20 protein-coding genes and 1 riboswitch are annotated in these 15,991 nt (G+C 43.4%); of the genes, 12 read left to right on the top strand and 8 right to left on the bottom strand.

The window, feature by feature from the left end:
• Nucleotides 1–5: 5 nt before the first annotated feature.
• The 3 genes from M3234_RS07725 (at nucleotide 6) to M3234_RS07715 (ending at nucleotide 2,840) form a co-directional block, all read left to right on the top strand.
• The gene (locus M3234_RS07725) at nucleotides 6–668 is read left to right on the top strand and encodes a GNAT family N-acetyltransferase (protein ID WP_262304163.1); all 663 of its coding nucleotides are present in this window, start codon (nucleotides 6–8) and stop codon (nucleotides 666–668) included.
• Nucleotides 669–710: 42 nt separating this feature from the next.
• Nucleotides 711–1,382, top strand: coding sequence for a GNAT family N-acetyltransferase (locus M3234_RS07720; protein ID WP_262304162.1), 672 nt, complete (start codon nucleotides 711–713; stop codon nucleotides 1,380–1,382).
• 77 nt (nucleotides 1,383–1,459) lie between these two features.
• A riboswitch (SAM riboswitch) is annotated at nucleotides 1,460–1,571 on the top strand.
• Nucleotides 1,572–1,637: 66 nt separating this feature from the next.
• Nucleotides 1,638–2,840 carry a homoserine dehydrogenase gene (locus M3234_RS07715; RefSeq protein WP_262304161.1) on the top strand — a complete coding sequence of 401 codons (1,203 nt, stop codon included), beginning with the start codon at nucleotides 1,638–1,640 and terminating at the stop codon, nucleotides 2,838–2,840.
• Between the two features lie 405 nt (nucleotides 2,841–3,245).
• On the opposite strand, the gene M3234_RS07710 is transcribed toward M3234_RS07715, so the two are convergent.
• The 3 genes from M3234_RS07710 to M3234_RS07700 form a co-directional block, all read right to left on the bottom strand.
• Nucleotides 3,246–3,431: a YfhD family protein gene (locus M3234_RS07710; protein WP_262304160.1), complete on the bottom strand. Its 186-nt coding sequence runs from the start codon at nucleotides 3,429–3,431 to the stop codon at nucleotides 3,246–3,248.
• Between the two features lie 107 nt (nucleotides 3,432–3,538).
• Nucleotides 3,539–3,673 carry a YfhE family protein gene (locus M3234_RS07705; protein ID WP_396953933.1) on the bottom strand — a complete coding sequence of 45 codons (135 nt, stop codon included), beginning with the start codon at nucleotides 3,671–3,673 and terminating at the stop codon, nucleotides 3,539–3,541.
• A 97-nt stretch (nucleotides 3,674–3,770) separates the two neighbouring features.
• Nucleotides 3,771–4,670 (bottom strand): TIGR01777 family oxidoreductase, encoded by a 900-nt coding sequence (locus M3234_RS07700; RefSeq protein ID WP_262304159.1) that lies wholly within the window; start codon nucleotides 4,668–4,670, stop codon nucleotides 3,771–3,773.
• A gap of 72 nt (nucleotides 4,671–4,742) precedes the next feature.
• On the opposite strand from M3234_RS07700, the gene recX reads away from it, so the two are divergent.
• Entirely contained in the window at nucleotides 4,743–5,549 is an 807-nt protein-coding gene (gene recX / locus M3234_RS07695; protein WP_262304158.1) for a recombination regulator RecX, read from the top strand.
• A gap of 550 nt (nucleotides 5,550–6,099) precedes the next feature.
• Here the strand turns inward: recX and M3234_RS07690 are convergent.
• Complete coding sequence (locus tag M3234_RS07690; protein ID WP_262304157.1) at nucleotides 6,100–6,774, bottom strand: SDR family NAD(P)-dependent oxidoreductase; 675 nt, start codon at nucleotides 6,772–6,774, stop codon at nucleotides 6,100–6,102.
• Between the two features lie 71 nt (nucleotides 6,775–6,845).
• Between M3234_RS07690 and M3234_RS07685 the strand changes: the two genes are divergently transcribed.
• Nucleotides 6,846–7,169: a YfhH family protein gene (locus M3234_RS07685; RefSeq protein ID WP_262304156.1), complete on the top strand. Its 324-nt coding sequence runs from the start codon at nucleotides 6,846–6,848 to the stop codon at nucleotides 7,167–7,169.
• A 49-nt stretch (nucleotides 7,170–7,218) separates the two neighbouring features.
• Here the strand turns inward: M3234_RS07685 and M3234_RS07680 are convergent, their stop codons facing one another.
• Nucleotides 7,219–7,395: a small, acid-soluble spore protein K gene (locus tag M3234_RS07680; protein WP_066305329.1), complete on the bottom strand. Its 177-nt coding sequence runs from the start codon at nucleotides 7,393–7,395 to the stop codon at nucleotides 7,219–7,221.
• Between the two features lie 128 nt (nucleotides 7,396–7,523).
• Here M3234_RS07680 and M3234_RS07675 point away from each other — a divergent pair, with 128 nt between their 5' ends.
• Nucleotides 7,524–7,793: a YfhJ family protein gene (locus M3234_RS07675; RefSeq protein ID WP_066305327.1), complete on the top strand. Its 270-nt coding sequence runs from the start codon at nucleotides 7,524–7,526 to the stop codon at nucleotides 7,791–7,793.
• Between the two features lie 40 nt (nucleotides 7,794–7,833).
• Here the strand turns inward: M3234_RS07675 and M3234_RS07670 are convergent, their stop codons facing one another.
• Nucleotides 7,834–8,814 carry a metal-dependent hydrolase gene (locus M3234_RS07670; RefSeq protein ID WP_262304155.1) on the bottom strand — a complete coding sequence of 327 codons (981 nt, stop codon included), beginning with the start codon at nucleotides 8,812–8,814 and terminating at the stop codon, nucleotides 7,834–7,836.
• A 329-nt stretch (nucleotides 8,815–9,143) separates the two neighbouring features.
• Here M3234_RS07670 and mutY point away from each other — a divergent pair, with 329 nt between their 5' ends.
• Nucleotides 9,144–10,235, top strand: a complete 1,092-nt coding sequence (gene mutY / locus M3234_RS07665) for an A/G-specific adenine glycosylase (protein WP_262304154.1) — start codon at nucleotides 9,144–9,146, stop codon at nucleotides 10,233–10,235.
• 38 nt (nucleotides 10,236–10,273) lie between these two features.
• Here mutY and M3234_RS07660 read toward each other — a convergent pair whose 3' ends face one another.
• Nucleotides 10,274–10,456, bottom strand: coding sequence for a hypothetical protein (locus tag M3234_RS07660; protein WP_262304153.1), 183 nt, complete (start codon nucleotides 10,454–10,456; stop codon nucleotides 10,274–10,276).
• A 113-nt stretch (nucleotides 10,457–10,569) separates the two neighbouring features.
• On the opposite strand from M3234_RS07660, the gene fabL reads away from it, so the two are divergent.
• The 5 genes from fabL (at nucleotide 10,570) to M3234_RS07635 (ending at nucleotide 14,697) form a co-directional block, all read left to right on the top strand.
• On the top strand, nucleotides 10,570–11,319 hold the full coding sequence (fabL, locus tag M3234_RS07655) for an enoyl-[acyl-carrier-protein] reductase FabL (RefSeq protein ID WP_262304152.1): 750 nt from the start codon (nucleotides 10,570–10,572) through the stop codon (nucleotides 11,317–11,319).
• Between the two features lie 70 nt (nucleotides 11,320–11,389).
• Entirely contained in the window at nucleotides 11,390–11,716 is a 327-nt protein-coding gene (locus M3234_RS07650; RefSeq protein WP_262304151.1) for a gamma-type small acid-soluble spore protein, read from the top strand.
• Between the two features lie 173 nt (nucleotides 11,717–11,889).
• Nucleotides 11,890–12,147, top strand: a complete 258-nt coding sequence (locus M3234_RS07645; protein ID WP_262304150.1) for a YgaB family protein — start codon at nucleotides 11,890–11,892, stop codon at nucleotides 12,145–12,147.
• A 174-nt stretch (nucleotides 12,148–12,321) separates the two neighbouring features.
• Nucleotides 12,322–12,852: a nucleoside tri-diphosphate phosphatase gene (gene ntdP / locus M3234_RS07640; protein ID WP_262304497.1), complete on the top strand. Its 531-nt coding sequence runs from the start codon at nucleotides 12,322–12,324 to the stop codon at nucleotides 12,850–12,852.
• A 75-nt stretch (nucleotides 12,853–12,927) separates the two neighbouring features.
• Complete coding sequence (locus M3234_RS07635) at nucleotides 12,928–14,697, top strand: ABC transporter ATP-binding protein (RefSeq protein ID WP_262304149.1); 1,770 nt, start codon at nucleotides 12,928–12,930, stop codon at nucleotides 14,695–14,697.
• 44 nt (nucleotides 14,698–14,741) lie between these two features.
• On the opposite strand, the gene M3234_RS07630 is transcribed toward M3234_RS07635, so the two are convergent.
• Entirely contained in the window at nucleotides 14,742–15,815 is a 1,074-nt protein-coding gene (locus M3234_RS07630) for an FUSC family protein (protein ID WP_262304148.1), read from the bottom strand.
• Nucleotides 15,816–15,991: the final 176 nt, after the last annotated feature.

Raw genomic sequence — 15,991 nt, 5'->3', positions numbered from 1 at the left:
GCTCAATGTACCGAAGTGAATTTTACGTTTACGACCAAGACCGGCCGCTGCCAATTTGTATCCGTAATTACACGAAGGAAGATTTTGACCAACTCATTGAAATCCAGGCGGAATGCTTTCCGCCGCCGTTTCCATCAGAACTGTGGTGGAATAAAGAGCAATTGACCAACCATGTTACCTATTTTCCAGATGGGGCCTTATGCGTTGAAATCAATGGTGAACTTGCCGGATCGCTCACTGGACTTGTCGTTGATTTTGACCCGAGTCACCCCAATCATAACTGGGAGGAAATCACTGACCACGGTTATATCCGCAACCATAATCCTGACGGCAATACACTGTACATTGTCGATATAAGCGTAAAGCCCAAATATCGCAAGCTTGGGCTCGGCAAGCTGATGATGCAGGCCATGTACCATGTTGTCATTGAAAAAGGCTATGACCGTCTGCTTGGCGGCGGGCGGATGCCCGGCTATCACAAGTTTGCGGAAAAAATGACAGCGAACGAATATTTGTCTGCCATCATCAATGGCCAGCTAAAGGACCCAGTGATCAGCTTTTTGCTGCGCTGCGGCCGCGTGCCAATGGGAATTGCCGAAAACTACCTTGAGGATGAAGAATCCCGGAACTATGCTGCACTAATGGAATGGAAAAATCCGTTCAAATAGCGCGTTAACAATAGGCAAACAAATAAGGAGGCCCGAAAACCAATGGATTACAAACGTATTACGAGTATCAATGACCCAAACTTTAAAAAACTTCACGACCTAATGGGACAAATTTTCCCGCCGGAAGAAGTTTTGGAATATGACCTGTGGAAGGAGCCGCTCGAGGACCCATCGATCCGCGTATTTGTTGCTGTCAACAAAGACGAAGTGGTCGGCGCAACCGAGTACCGCTATTATCCCGACTGGAACATTGCGATGACCGATTTTACGATCATCAGCAAACCGGGCTTGAGCCTTGGCCGTTTCTTGGCGCAAAACCGCCTGAAGGACCTGCAGGAGTTGGCAAAAGAAAGTGGCAAAGTATTATTCGGCATGTTTGCCGAAATTTATGATCCATACCGGGTAGAGCACCATCAGTTTGGCGGCGTCAAGGTGATGGATCCGTATGTTCGCCGTGAAGTGCTGTCACACCTGGGCTATAAGCGTCTGGACCTGAACTATGTCCATCCTTCATGGGAAAACAACGGGGAAGCCGTCTCAGGTCTCGACCTTTGCTTTATGCCGACAAATGAAGAGGTTGACAAACTCCCGGCAACTCTTGTCAAAGACTTCCTGACGACGTATTACTCTGTGCTGTCAAACAAACCAAAGGAATGGCTGGATATGGTCGAAAAACTAAGCCAGCAGGAATCTATTCCATTATTACCACTTTAACTATTGACTTTATTGGAAGATTCAGCTAATATTTTTTTTATAACTTACAAAATGAATGAAAATTTAAAAATATAAAACTCTTATCCAGAGAGGCGGAGGGACTAGGCCCGATGAAGCCCGGCAACCTTCAAGGTATTCCTTGAAAAGGTGCTAATTCCTGCAGGTTATCTTTAACCTGACAGATAAGAGGAGGACTATAACGCCCTCTTCTTATCGAAGGGGGTTTTTATTTTTTACAAAAAAGGAGGGAATGAGATGGCAGTGTTAAAGGTGGCTATTCTCGGTTTTGGTACGGTGGGAGAAGGGGCATATCGGACGATTATTTCCCACGGGGACGAGTTGGCTGCTGTTTTGGGGAAAAAGGTGGAAGTGGCTGCCGTTCTGATCAGAAATAAACAGAAGAAAAGGGATATTGCGCCGGACGTATTACTCACCACAGACTTCGAGGAAATCCTGCAATTGCCGCAGCTTGATATTGTGATTGAAGCAATCGTTGACAAAGAGCCGACTTTTACCTACTTAAAGCAGGCAATCGAGCGCGGCAGCCACATCATTACCGCCAATAAAGAAATGTTTGCCCACCATGGAAGCGAACTTCAGGAGTTGGCTGAGAAAAACAACGTTTCTATCGGCTTTGAAGCTACGGTGGCAGGGGGCATTCCAGTCATACAAACCTTAAGGCAATTGTTAAAAATTAACCGTGTCCAACAAATTCAAGGAATCCTTAATGGGACGTCGAATTTTATCCTGACCGAAATGCGGGAAAAGCAGCAGTCCTTTGCCGAGAGCCTGGCGCTTGCCCAGAAAAACGGTTATGCGGAAGCGGATCCAACTAATGACGTTGAGGGATATGATGCCTTTTATAAAACGATGATTCTCAGCCGAATTGCCTTTGGGGAAGAGCCAGATTGGCATACGGTAGAACGTGTGGGCATCACTGGCATTACGAGCGAATTGATTGAAGCGGCCACAAAACTGGACCTACGCTTTAAACATGTTGCCAGTCTGTCGAAGGAAGCGGGACAAATCAAGGCTTCCGTGAAACCGGTACTCGTTGGCAATGAGCATCCCTTTTATCATGTCGAAGGGGTTGAAAATGCGGTCAATGTGTACTCCGACATTGTCGGTCGGATTACCCTGCAAGGACCAGGCGCCGGAATGTTTCCAACGGCTAGTGCCGTTATTGAAGATTTGGTTTACGTCTACCAAAACCGTTCCGCGAGGAAAAAGTACGCGCAAACCACTGCAGCACATTGTGAGCATAATGAGGAAAAGAAACAGGAATTGTGGTTAGTTCAAGGGATTCATGACATGCTGCCTGCTGCGACAATCATTGATGAAGTCGGAAACGGAATCAAGGTCATCAAGGCAGCCAAATCCGATTTAGAGCAGCTGGAGGATATTCGCTATTTTGCGATTCTCGGGGAAGTCGAACAGAAAGAAGCAGTGGTGGTTTAAGTAACTTCGGGTTTATAACATAACCACATTGGTTAGTTCACAATCTAGTCAAATTTCCACCATAAATATGTTAAGAAACTGTGAAATCCGTTGTTTAAAAGGGGTCCTCGGAGTATAGTAAAACTATAGACAAGAGTGGTAAGCCAACTTGATCTATGGGAATTACAGCAGTGCCGAGTTCTAGCCGTTTTAATAACGGATACCTCTCTTTAGAACTCATGATTCATATGATTTCCCCCTTTTTTCATTATAAAAGAAGCAGGAATCCTGCTTCTTCTTTTTTTTGCAAAAGTTTGCTCCATCCGGCGGTCCCGCCGGTTGGAAAGCCTTGAATTTATTTCACTAATGCCTTGGCATTCCGCCGCCTTTTTCTAAGTAATAGACAAATTAGCGCCGTAATCAGCATTATTTTTTACGATTGCTTACGCGCTGATTGGCGGCATTCGCCCGTGCTTGGGCCTCCATATCCGCTCCGTCAGCCATTTCTTTAGAGAATTCTACATCATGCCCGTCGGATTTCATGTTTTTTGGCACCTGTGGAAGTGAAGCTTTATTTTTATCACGAGTCTTATGTCCGTGTGCACGGCCCATGAAAAAAACCCCTTTCAGTTGGTTGCTGGTGGAGCCGTAAGAAGCTCCCCTTAATAGCTTTACCAAATAAAAGGGGTCCATTAATGGAAAAAATTATTTAGATCTTATTATCTGCCCTTCCGATTTAAATAGCCGCCAGCGCGGTCTGCCATTTTAAATTCATGGCCATAAGTCACTTCCTGCATGCTTGTTAAATTTGTACGTTCACGATCCTTATTGCGCTTTTTGTTTTCAGACATCATGATTCATTCCTTCCAAATTTATTTTAAGCAGGTAAAAATGGTACATCATGTACACGTTTCCATTTTTGCCTTTTAAAAAAGGAATGATACCGTTTTTTTAAGAAAATATATTTTTTAGTGCAATTTTTAATTCGGTATATTTAAAATCGTAGCCATGTTTTAACAATTCATTTGGCAACACTCTTTGTCCTTCGATAACCAATGTGCTCATCTCACCTAACAACATCCGAAGCGCAAAACCTGGAACAGGAAGCCAATGCGGCCGTCGCAGCACCTCAGCTAATGACATGCCAAACTCGTTCATCGTCACTGGAGCAGGGGCAGTAAAATTCACCGGACCATTGATATTCGGGTTTTCCATTGCAAATTCAATGCCTTTTACCACATCTTCAATATGAATCCACGACATCCATTGCTTTCCAGAGCCCATAGGCCCGCCGATAAAGGCTTGGTAGGGAAAAATCATTTTCGAAAGCGCACCCTCACGTTTGTCCAAAATGATCCCAAACCGGCAAAAGACAGTCCTCACTCCATGTTCATCGGCTTTAGCCGCTTCCTGTTCCCACTCGATAACTGTTTTTGATAAAAAATCCTTCCCAGAGCCTAGATCCTTTTCTGTAAATGTTTTATCCTGCGATGTTCCATAAAAGCCAATCGCGCTGGCATTAATGAAGGCTCGAGGTTTCCGCTTCATTTTAGTCATGATGCTTAAAAGTTCTCTGACTGCTGCTAGTCTGCTGTCCAAAATTCTTTTCTTCGTTTTCTTAGTCCAGCGCCCGCTATTAATCGATTCGCCAGCCAGATTAATAAAAATATCGGTCCCTTCTAGTTGCGAAGCGGGATTAGAATGTTCCGTGAGCCACTGGACATAGCGGAATTTTCCCTTTCCGTTAGAAGGCTTTCTGGTTAAGACAATTACCTCATGACCTTTTTGCACCAAATCCCTGACTAAAGCTTTACCGACAAATCCCGTTCCCCCCGCAATTGCAATCCTCATTTCGGCTGCGCACCCCCTTGTAAATATTGTATAATATTTTCAAGAAGAATATGGCAAAGTGAAGTGAACAAGATGGGCATTATTACAAAAATAACCACGCAGAAAAAAAATCAGGACCGCTTTAATGTGTTTATGGACCGCGGCAGCGGCGAAGAATTTGCCTTCAGTGTCGACAGTGATGTGTTTATCAAATTTCAGTTGAAGAAAGGCATGGAAATCGATGAGTTTTCGTTAATGGAAATTCAGTATCAGGACGATATCCGCAAGTCCTATAACCTCGCGATCAATTATCTCGCACGCAGGATGAGGGCTGAAAAAGAAGTCCGCGACTATTTGCAGAAAAAAGAGGTGGAAGAGCCGGTCATCAACGAGGTGCTGCATAAACTAACATCCCAGAAATACCTCAATGATGAAGAGTTTGCCCTGGCCTATGTCCGGACCCAGGCCAATACGACGGACAAGGGGCCGGATACCGTCAAGCAAGAACTGAAGGAAAAAGGGATCAGCGAGCAAATTTTGTCCAATGCCCTGAGGGAGTTTCCATTGGAGCAACAAATTGAAAAAGCGATCAAAATCGCTGGAAAATTTTTTAATAAAAATTCCAAGGAGTCCATGCGCATCCAAAAGCAAAAGCTTGAACAAACGCTGCTTCGAAAAGGGTATTCCTTTGAGGTCATTCAAATCGCCATTAGCGAAACCGAGGTGGATAACGGGGATGCGGAAATAGAAGCCATTCGCTTCCAAGGGGAAAAGGCACTGCGGAAATACGGACAGTTGAGCGGTTATGAATTTGAGCAAAAAATGAAGCAGGCTTTGTATCGGAAAGGCTTTTCGATAGATTTGATTGAGAAGTATCTTGGGCAACTAGAAAATTCCTAAGTGTTAATAGGGCTGGTTTAAAAGACAATTAGGCGGGGATAGCTGCGAAAGTGTCTAATAGCCGGCTTCTAATAGACAAAATTGGTTGGCAGAGCGGTAAAAGTGTCTAATAGAGGGCTTCTAATAGACAAAATTGGTTGGCAGAGCGGTAAAAGTGTCTAATAGAGGGCTTCTAAAAGACAAAATGGGTTGGTAGAGCGGTAAAAGTGTCTAATAGAGGGCTTCTAAAAGACAAAATGACTAGGAATAGCTGCGAAAGTGTCTAATAGAAACCCTCTAATAGACAAAACAGCTAATTCTCTTGCACAAATGTCTTTCAGGGAACTGATGAAAGACAATTTCTTTAGGGAAGTTGGTCAGATTGTCCTTCATCAAGCCGATGAAGGACAAAATTCACCCAGAAAACCTGGAAAGTGTCCTTCATCAAGCAGATGAAGGACAAAATCCACCCAGAAATTCAGCAAAGTATCTTTCATCATGTCGATGAAAGACAAAATCACTAAAATAGCAGAACAAAATGTCTTTCGTCCACTGAAAAAACGTGTCACTATTATTTTTTACTCTCAATAATAATCGTATCCTGATCGATCTGTTGCATAATAACCTCAGCTACGGATCTGGCTGACGGCAGCCTGGATGGGTCCTTCACATAGTCACCTGCGTCCCAAAACGGGGTTTTCATCCCGCCCATGTAGACTGCATTAAATTTGATATTGCTGCCTTCATACTCCTTCTGCAGTGCTTCGGTAAAGCCGCGGACAGCGAATTTGCTGGCACAATAAACAGCCTCATTAACTTTTCCGCGCAAACCGGCTGTTGAAATAATATTCATGACCCGGCCTTCACCCTTGTCCACCAACAATGGCAAAACAGCTTTCGTTACGAGAATGGTGCCGATTACGTTCGTATCCAGCATTTCGTTTATTTGCTTTTCGGTAATTTCCACGAACGCTCCGAAATGGCCCACCCCCGCATTATTCACAACACCGTGAATAGCATATTTTTTGCTGGCATTGCCAATCACCCTTGAAAGCTCTTCGCTATTGCTAACATCCAACTGAAGGGTATCGGCTTTTCCGCCGCTGGCCTCAATTTCGTGTTTCACTCCGGTTAATTTTTCAACTGTCCTTCCTGCCAGTAAGATATGAAAACCTTTTTGTGAAAAAAGCAGGGCAAGTTCCTTCCCCAATCCTGAACCTCCGCCTGTAACGATTAGTGATTTCATATGCAGCCTCCGTTAATACTTTATTAATTTTACAAAAATAATTATACTAAAATAAAGAGGGGTGAACGAGGATGCAGCAGGAGAAACGATATAGTGAAATGACACAGCATGAATTGCGGCAGGAAATAGCCAAACTCCAAGAGCAAGCGCGTAAAGCGGAGCAAATGGGGATGGTAAATGAGTTTGCCGTGCTCGAACGCAAAGTACATATGGCTCGTGCTTACATGCTTGACCCGAAAGTGTTTAATCCAGGCGAAATTTACGAAATAGAGGGTGCACCTGGCGAATACTTTAAAATCGATTACTTAAATGGCGTATTTGCCTGGGGCTACCGCCTGAAAGGGGACGGAAAGGAAGAGGCGCTGCCGATTTCTTTGCTTAAATCTTTGAAATAGTGGTTTGACAAGCCAGAGGCAGGTATCTCTGGCTTGTCGTGACTGCAAACTATTTCCAAACCTGCGGTGATTCATCATCGCGCTCGCCTGATGCGCGCATCCGTTCCTGAGGATGTGTGTTGATGGTGCCATCTGCTCGGCGGGAAGCGTATTCCGCTTTCGCCCGTGGCTCTCCCTCGAGCTTGTTATTATTTTGATTCGGGAAACCGGTCTGTTTATTTCTCATGCTGTACCTCCATTAATGGACTCCAGAACGTGAAAAGCAAAGGTGCGGTTCAATGCTTAACACGTACCATTAGTATGGACTTTATTTTTTTCGCTTATGTTAAAAGAAAATGGCAAAGGGGCTTATTGATGAACGACTATCATGAAAAATTAACCAAGCTGCTGCTTGAAAAAAATGACCAGCTCTCCTATAACCAAGCCAGGACTTGGGTTGAACTGCTGTGGGAGGACTTTGAAACTACATCTGCCCGTGCTGGTCAGGAATACATGGGCAGCGAAATGACCGAACGGATTGTCAAACAGTGGATTGAAAATTATGGGGACAAGCTTCATGAATTTGCGGCAACAAACCCTAAATTTGAAAAATACTTTGATCAATCGGACAAAATGCTCCATTAAAACAAAAACTCGCCGGCTGCAAATCGCCGGCGAGTTTCATTTATCCAGGAAGGATTCCTAACTTTTTCCGCAGCTTTTTCTCGCTGAACACCCATCCGGTGTAAGAAGTAATCGGATTTAAGTCTAAGTCTAATTGAACAACTGCGACAAACGGATAATGGCCGTTGCTACGATAGCGCAAGTCGATAAACCGAACCTCGTAATAGGTGTCGTATTCATCCACTTCCCAACGGTAGACTGGCGAAAACGACAGAAATGCCGCAATGTTTTCGTCCTTTTTGGCTGCTTCAATTACTGGTGTCTTTGGTACAGGCACCCTTCTAAAGCGGTCCAAGATTTCCACCTTGCCATTTACTGAACGTCCTACAAAAAAGATGTTCTCGTTCATTGCTGCTATCTTCCATTGATGGAACCTCATCGTCGGAGCGATAATGATGTCAGTGGCATCTGGTATGAGGGAGCGAACCTCAACCAGCACCCGCCTTTTTGCTTGGTATCGCCTCAAATAATAGCCAATGATGATGGCATACATCAAAAGGAAGGTATAGCCTGGATTGGCACCCGCAATCCAAAGGATGATACCGATAATGTGAATTGCGAATATAAACGGGTCAAATGTGTTAATCACCCCAAGCGCGACCCATTTGGCTGAAAACGGCCGAAGTGCCTGCGTTCCATAGGCATTAAAAATATCAACGAAGACATGGATAAACACGGCCGCAAAGGCCCAAGCCCATAGGTGCAGGAGATTCGCATCTGGTATGAACAGATAAATAACTGCCGTTATCAGAAGCGGCCACAATAAAACCGCAGGTATGGAATGGGTAACACCGCGATGATTACGAATATAAATAGCGTTATTTCGTAATTTTAACACTGTATCAATATCTGGTATTTGTGAACCAGCAATCGTTGCTATTAAAACACTGGTTGTGGTCGCATGGCTGGCCGCAACTGCCGGATCGAGTGTTGCCAAACCGCCAAGAGCAATCCCCATCACAACATGAGTTCCAGTATCCAAAAAGTTTTCCCCCTTGTAAAATTCTTGTCAAATTTGCCAATTTGACTTATCGTAATACAGAATTACTTATTATTGTCTAACTCCAGCGCCTAGCCCCTCGAGGTCATAAGTCAATTTAGGAAAGTTTCCTAACTAGGAACCTTGCTCCTGCGGTATAGTTTATTCGAGGAAGTAATGTTTACCTCGTCGCATGCCTGCTTCGAAGATTACTCAGTGATGTTGGCATCCTGCCGGCTCGCCTTATGCTTGTCGGGGCTGGTCGAGGCGCTTCCGCTTTTCTTATTATATTCCCTAATTTCATGTGGTTTACTAATAAAGGAGTAAATGTTATGTCAATTGAACAAGAAAATGTCAAAAAAATCAATATAAATGCATTTCAAAATGATTTAATTTCATGGTTTAAAGCGGAGCAGCGTGACCTTCCATGGCGAAAGGATCGCGACCCTTACAAGGTTTGGGTTTCCGAGATTATGCTGCAGCAAACAAGGGTTGATACAGTCATTCCTTATTTCAATCGGTTTATTGAATGGTTTCCGACGATTGACGATTTGGCGGATGCCGAGGAAGATAAGGTCTTAAAGGCCTGGGAAGGGCTCGGTTATTATTCCCGGGTGCGGAATCTGCAGTCTGCCGTCAGGGAAGTAAAGGAAAAATATCATGGCGAGGTACCGAATACCCCCGAAGAAATTAGCGGGTTGAAAGGCGTCGGCCCCTATACCGCCGGAGCTATTTTGAGCATCGCTTACGGAATTCCGGAACCCGCCGTTGATGGCAATGTCATGCGTGTCCTATCAAGGATTCTTTCGATTTGGGTGGATATTGCCAAACCTTCGTCCAGGAAAGTGTTTGAGGAGGCGGTGCGCGAACTGATTTCCCATGATGACCCATCTTCGTTCAACCAAGCGATGATGGAATTGGGTGCGTTAATTTGTACTCCAACATCTCCTTCCTGCCTATTGTGTCCGGTACGCGACCACTGTCAGGGATTTGAAGAAGGGGTACAGTCGGAACTGCCGGTTAAAACGAAGAAAACAAAAACACGAAATGTGGAGTTGGCCTCAGCCATTTTGGTTGACGAGAAAGGCAGGATTTTAATCCATAAGCGCCCTTCTGAAGGACTGCTGGCGAATTTATGGGAGTTTCCGACTATAGAGATTCTGCATCCATTACAGCACGAACGCGAGCAAGTTGTAGCATTGTTTGATGAAACCCTTGATTTAAAAATCAGTCTTGACCAGATTATTGGCCAGATTCAACATGTGTTCTCGCATCTTGTTTGGAATTTGAAGGTATATATCGGAAAAATAAATTCCAACATTAAAGAAAGCAATGAATGGAAATTGGTACCTGTAGAGGAAATTACCGATCATGCTTTCCCGGTTCCGTATCAGAAGATGTTTAAGCTCTATCAGGATTTATAAAAAATGAACGCCGAATTCTTTGACGGCGTTCATTTTATTTAGCTATTCAACCCGCCCCGATTTTGAATTTCTTCGACAATCTGCCTGTGAATCGATTGCCCTTCACTGTTTAAATATGGGGTCATTTGCTGGAGGGCGTGATGAAAAAAGAAAAGCTCTGAATCATTCCAATCCGATTTTGCCATCATCGACAACTCCGTCATATCCCTGCCTTCGTACATTCAAAAACTTCCTTTCAAACGTAATTTCCACTTAGTTTTTATATAAAAATTGTCATCTATTCACGGAAAGGCTAAAATGATAGCGATACATAAAAAAGATTGGATGGGAAAAAATGACACAAAAAGTAGCGCTGATTACCGGCAGCAGCAGAGGAATCGGCAAAGCAACCGCGCTTCGCCTGGCCGAGGCGGGATACGATATTGTAATTAATTATGCGCGAAGCAAATCAGGAGCACTAGAAACAGCCGAGCAAATAAAAGCGCTGGGAAGAAAAGTATTAGTGGTAAAAGCTAATGTTGGCGATGTTTCCAAAATTAAAGATATGTTTGCACAAATCGACCAGGAATTTGGCAGGCTAGATATATTTGTCAACAATGCCGCATCAGGAGTTCAGCGCCCGGCGATGGAGCTCGAAGAATCACATTGGGACTGGACCTTAAATATTAACAGCAAGGCACTCCTGTTTTGTGCCCAGGAAGCGGCTAAGCTGATGGAGAAAAACGGCGGCGGGAAAATTGTCAGCATCAGCTCTCTCGGTTCCATTCGCTACTTGGAGAACTATACGGCCGTTGGCGTGTCAAAAGCGGCACTTGAAGCCCTGACCAGATATCTGGCAGTTGAATTGGCTCCGAAAAATATCGTCGTCAATGCCGTTTCAGGCGGTGCGGTCGATACCGAAGCCTTAAAGCATTTTCCAAACCGTGACGAAATGCTCCGCGATGCAGCTGAAAAAACACCGGCAGGACGCATGGTGGAAATAGATGATATTGTCAATAGCGTGATGTTCCTGCTATCTGATGAGTCGAGCATGATTCGCGGTCAGACGATTATTGTCGATGGCGGCATATCCTTACTTGTCTAAAATTATTCAATAAAAATCTTCGGATAATCTCCACGAAGACGGGCAAATTAAATTCGTGGAGGTGATAACAATGGCAAATTTCAATCAACAGCCTAACAAAACTTCTGCTGGAACTAACATTCAGCAAGTGAGACAACAAAATGCCCAGTCTCAAGGTGCAGGCGGTGCAGGTCAATTTGGCACTGAGTTTGCAAGTGAAACAAATGCACAAGAAGTTAGACAACAAAACCAAGCTTCTGCTCAAAGAGGCGGAAATGCTGGTGCTGGTGCTGGTGCATCTGGCCAATTTGGCACTGAGTTTGCAAGTGAAACAAATGCACAAGAAGTTAGACAACAGAATGCTCGCTCTGCTCAAAAAGGCGGCAATGCTGGAAATGGTCAATTCGGCCAAAGCTAATAAAAGAATACTTACGTTAGGAGGCGCTCATACTCGATATTGAGTGTCTCCTTTTTTGTGCGTCGCACTCACCACTCGACAAAACTTCTTTTTTTTCAACAGAAGTTGTCAAAGGAAAATGATGATTTTTTCGAGAATACATATTAGGTACTCTAATGAAGGCGGTGAGGAACATGAATCAATTTAACCGATTAGTTTCCGAACAGATGGTCACAATGGAAAAACTGTTGTTTTTGCAAGCTGAGCTTGAGCGTTGCCAGGAAATCGAGGCCGAACTGCAAGCATTACAAAATGAAACCGATCTTGAAACCATCCAAGCAGATATACAAATGATGAAGAAAGAATTAAAAGAAATCCAGTTAATTTTTGAAAAACAAACAGAAGAGGTCATCAATTCTTACCGCGAAATCAATTTGCCGGCCACTGTATAATAGAAAAAAAGCGCAAATTTTTACAAAGAGCCTAGTGAATTATGGCTCTTTTGTTTTAAATTTAGGCTTCAACCGTTATAATAATAGAAAACAGGAATTATTCTTTGTTGCCTTTTGTCGTTTATTATATGTTCGGATTAGGTGGCAAAGGTCAAGATGAAGGTAGGGGAGAAAATGGGCGTACCCATCGAAGGTGAACCAATACAAATACATAGCTATAAACACAATGGGCACATCCATCGCGTCTGGGAAGAAACAACTGTTTTAAAAGGGTCGCAAAATATAGTAATTGCCGCTAATGATCGAACGCTTGTTACCGAATCAGATGGAAGAACGTGGATTACAAGGGAACCGGCTATTTGTTACTTCCACTCGCAATATTGGTTTAATGTTATTGGCATGATTCGTGAAGACGGGATTTATTACTATTGCAACATCAGTTCGCCGTTTATTTTTGATGGTGAGGCACTGAAGTATATTGACTATGATCTTGATATTAAAGTGTTTCCTGATATGACCTTTAATCTACTGGACGAGGATGAGTATGAACGTCACCGCCGCGAAATGAATTATCCAGATGTGATTGACCAAATTCTAAAACGGAATGTCGATAAACTGATTCAGTGGATTCGCCAGCGCAGCGGCCCATTTGCACCGGATTTTATCGATATCTGGTATGAACGGTATTTAACATACAGACGGTAATTTGTGTATTGGTTCAAACGCCTGTTGATGAAAGTCAACAGGTGTTTTTGCTGAAAAAGGAAAGGGGGGAAAGGTTTGGATAGCATCAGGCGTTATCTTCAATTTGTAAAACCATATAAATGGCAAATCTTTGCCACCATCATTATTGGTATTGTAAAATTTTCCATCCCGCTGATTATTCCAATTTTAATAAAATACGTGGTCGATGATATCGTCGGGAATGCAAAACTAGCCACTGATGATAAAATTGACAAACTGCTCCTTCTTATGGGAATTATGATAATCATATTTGTTATTCTCAGGCCGCCAATTGAGTATTATCGTCAATATTTTGCCCAGTGGACATCGAACAGGATCTTATACGATATCCGTAATAGGATGTATAAGCATATTCAAAAATTAAGCTTTAAATATTATGCCAATACAAGAGCAGGGGAAATCATTTCTCGGGTGATCAATGACGTAGAGCAGACAAAGACATTCGTCGTGACCGGGTTAATGAACCTTTGGCTTGATATCGCCACCATTGTTATTGCCATTATTCTTATGTTTTCGATGAATGTAAAATTGACAATCGTTTCAGTTTTGCTGTTCCCACTATATGCTTTTTCGATAAGATACTTTTTTGGGAACTTACGCCGATTGACTCGCGTCCGCTCTCAGGCACTAGCCGAGGTGCAAAGCTATCTTCATGAACGGGTCCAGGGAATGCCGGTGATCAAGAGCTTTGCGATTGAGGGCTATGAGCAGACTCAATTTGATAAACAGAATAAAAACTTCCTTGACAAGGCGCTTCAGCACACAAGCTGGAATGCCAAGTCATTTGCAGTAGTCAATACGATTACTGACATTGCTCCGTTACTTGTGATTGGTTACTCGGCCTATCTTGTTATTCATGGTCAGCTTTCGTTAGGAACGATGGTGGCGTTTTTCGCCTATATCGATAAGCTTTATAGCCCGCTGCGCCGGTTGGTCAACTCCTCGACAACGATTACCCAATCGTTTGCTTCGATGGACCGGGTGTTTGAATTTCTCGATGAAAAATATGATGTTGTCGATGCTCCCGATGCGGTCGAGTGCAGCAATGTTAAGGGAAATATCACCTTTGAGGATGTTTCGTTTGCCTATGACGAAGGCCATGAACTGGTGTTAAAAAATATCTCCTTAGAGGTGAAAAAAGGCGAAACGATCGCCCTCGTCGGCATGAGCGGCGGGGGAAAATCAACGCTGGTCAGCCTGATTCCGAGGTTTTACGATGTCACCAAAGGAAGGATTCTGCTAGATGGCCATGATCTTCGTGAGTTCAAGGTGCAGTCATTAAGGGATAAAATCGGCGTTGTATTCCAAGACAATATTCTATTCAGTGAATCAGTTAAGGAGAATATTTTGCTGGGGAAACCGGGGGCGGATGATGAAGAGGTATTTCGGGCTGCTAAGGCAGCGAATGCTGACGAGTTTATTCTGCATCTTCCCGAAGGATATGGTACAAAGGTTGGTGAGCGGGGAGTTAAGCTATCTGGCGGCCAGAAACAACGAGTCGCGATTGCCCGCGTATTTTTGAAAAATCCGCCAATCTTGATTCTCGATGAGGCAACTTCGGCACTCGACTTGGAGAGCGAGCATTACATTCAAGAAGCACTTGATGAATTGGCGAAGGACAGGACGACCTTTATTGTCGCACACCGTCTTTCTACGATTACCCATGCCGACCGGATTGTGTTAATTGAACACGGCCAAATCGTTGAAATCGGGACGCATGACGAGTTGATGGCGAAGCAAGGCAATTATTATAAATTATTTCAGGTACAGCAAATTGAAAAGAAAAATGAGGAAGCGACCGTTTAGCGTCGAAAAAAACCCGATGCAGTATCGGAACTGCTTCGGGTTTTTTAATCATCTTGTTCTTCAATTGAAATCTCGTTGTTATGGTAGTAATGAAAACTGGTGATTAACACATCCAAATGTTCTACCTGCTCGCTGTAGTCAATAATCGATGCGACAATTTGCATGGTATGGTATAGTTGCGGATTGTTCTCCTCATCGATTTCCTTTTGATGCAGCAAAAAGAAGTGAAACAGCTCTTCTTTATTGATTGTTACCTTCTCCTCCTGGTTTGAGGGCGGAGTTGGCACCTTTCCGATGAAGCGCAGCATCAGCTGTTCGTGAAAATATATAAGGTTATCGACTTGCTCCTGCAGCGCAGACCGAAACTCCTCCGACAGCATTAGCATTTCATTTTCAAAGCGATGCAATCTTTTTAACGTATCTAGGGCTCTTTTGGCGGTGATCGTCATTTGCCGGAAAACCACCAGCTTTCGGGACTTGTCTAAGTGGTGTGTTTTTAAATAGTCTCTTTCTTCCTTATACAGAGAATAAAACTGTTCCATCTCTTTAATATCGTTTTTTAATTTTCCAATATCGGTTTTCAGAAGCTGATGATCAAAATCCTGACGGGTACTTAGGCGAATCCACTTGATGATTTCCCCGGTGGTATCGACGATTTTATGATAAAGCTTATTTTCATATTTCGGCGGCATGAACACGAGATTGACGATAAACGCCGAAAATACCCCAATCATGATCGTGGAAAAGCGGATGCCGGCAAAAGTCAAAAAGTTGTCGCCGGGTGCTTCCATAATCGAAATGAGCGTCACAAGCGCCAAACCGATCGTGTTTCCAAGTTTCAGTTTAAGATTAACAGTGATCACAATAATGGCAGCGAGACCAATCACTATAAAATGATTTCCCAGCAATAATACAAAAACCACGGCCATAATCGCGCCAATCAAATTCCCCTGGATTTGTTCGATAATGGTCAAAAAGGAACGATAAATCGTTGGCTGGATGGCAAAGATCGCGGCTATGGCTGCAAATACCGGAGAGGGGGAGTGCAGCAATTGCGCCAAGTAAAGTGATAAAACAATAGCAATTCCCGTTTTAAAAATGCGGGCACCTAACTTCATTATTAATAAATTTCCTTTCCAAAAAATAATCTTAGTTCAATGTTAAACAATATTGTATCATACATGGATTTATTTGCATTGGCAAGGGATATTATATGACATTATCTTCAAGGGACGGGTAATAAGTTTTATCCGCACAAAAATGGGGGATATCCGCGATTATTTAAATATATCCG

Source organism: Neobacillus niacini (genome assembly GCF_023715785.1).
In the GTDB taxonomy this organism is placed as follows: Bacteria; Bacillota; Bacilli; order Bacillales; family Cytobacillaceae; genus Neobacillus; species Neobacillus niacini_E.
The sequence above is the reverse complement of the archived record's forward strand: the minus strand, read 5'-3'. Positions and strand labels throughout refer to the sequence as shown.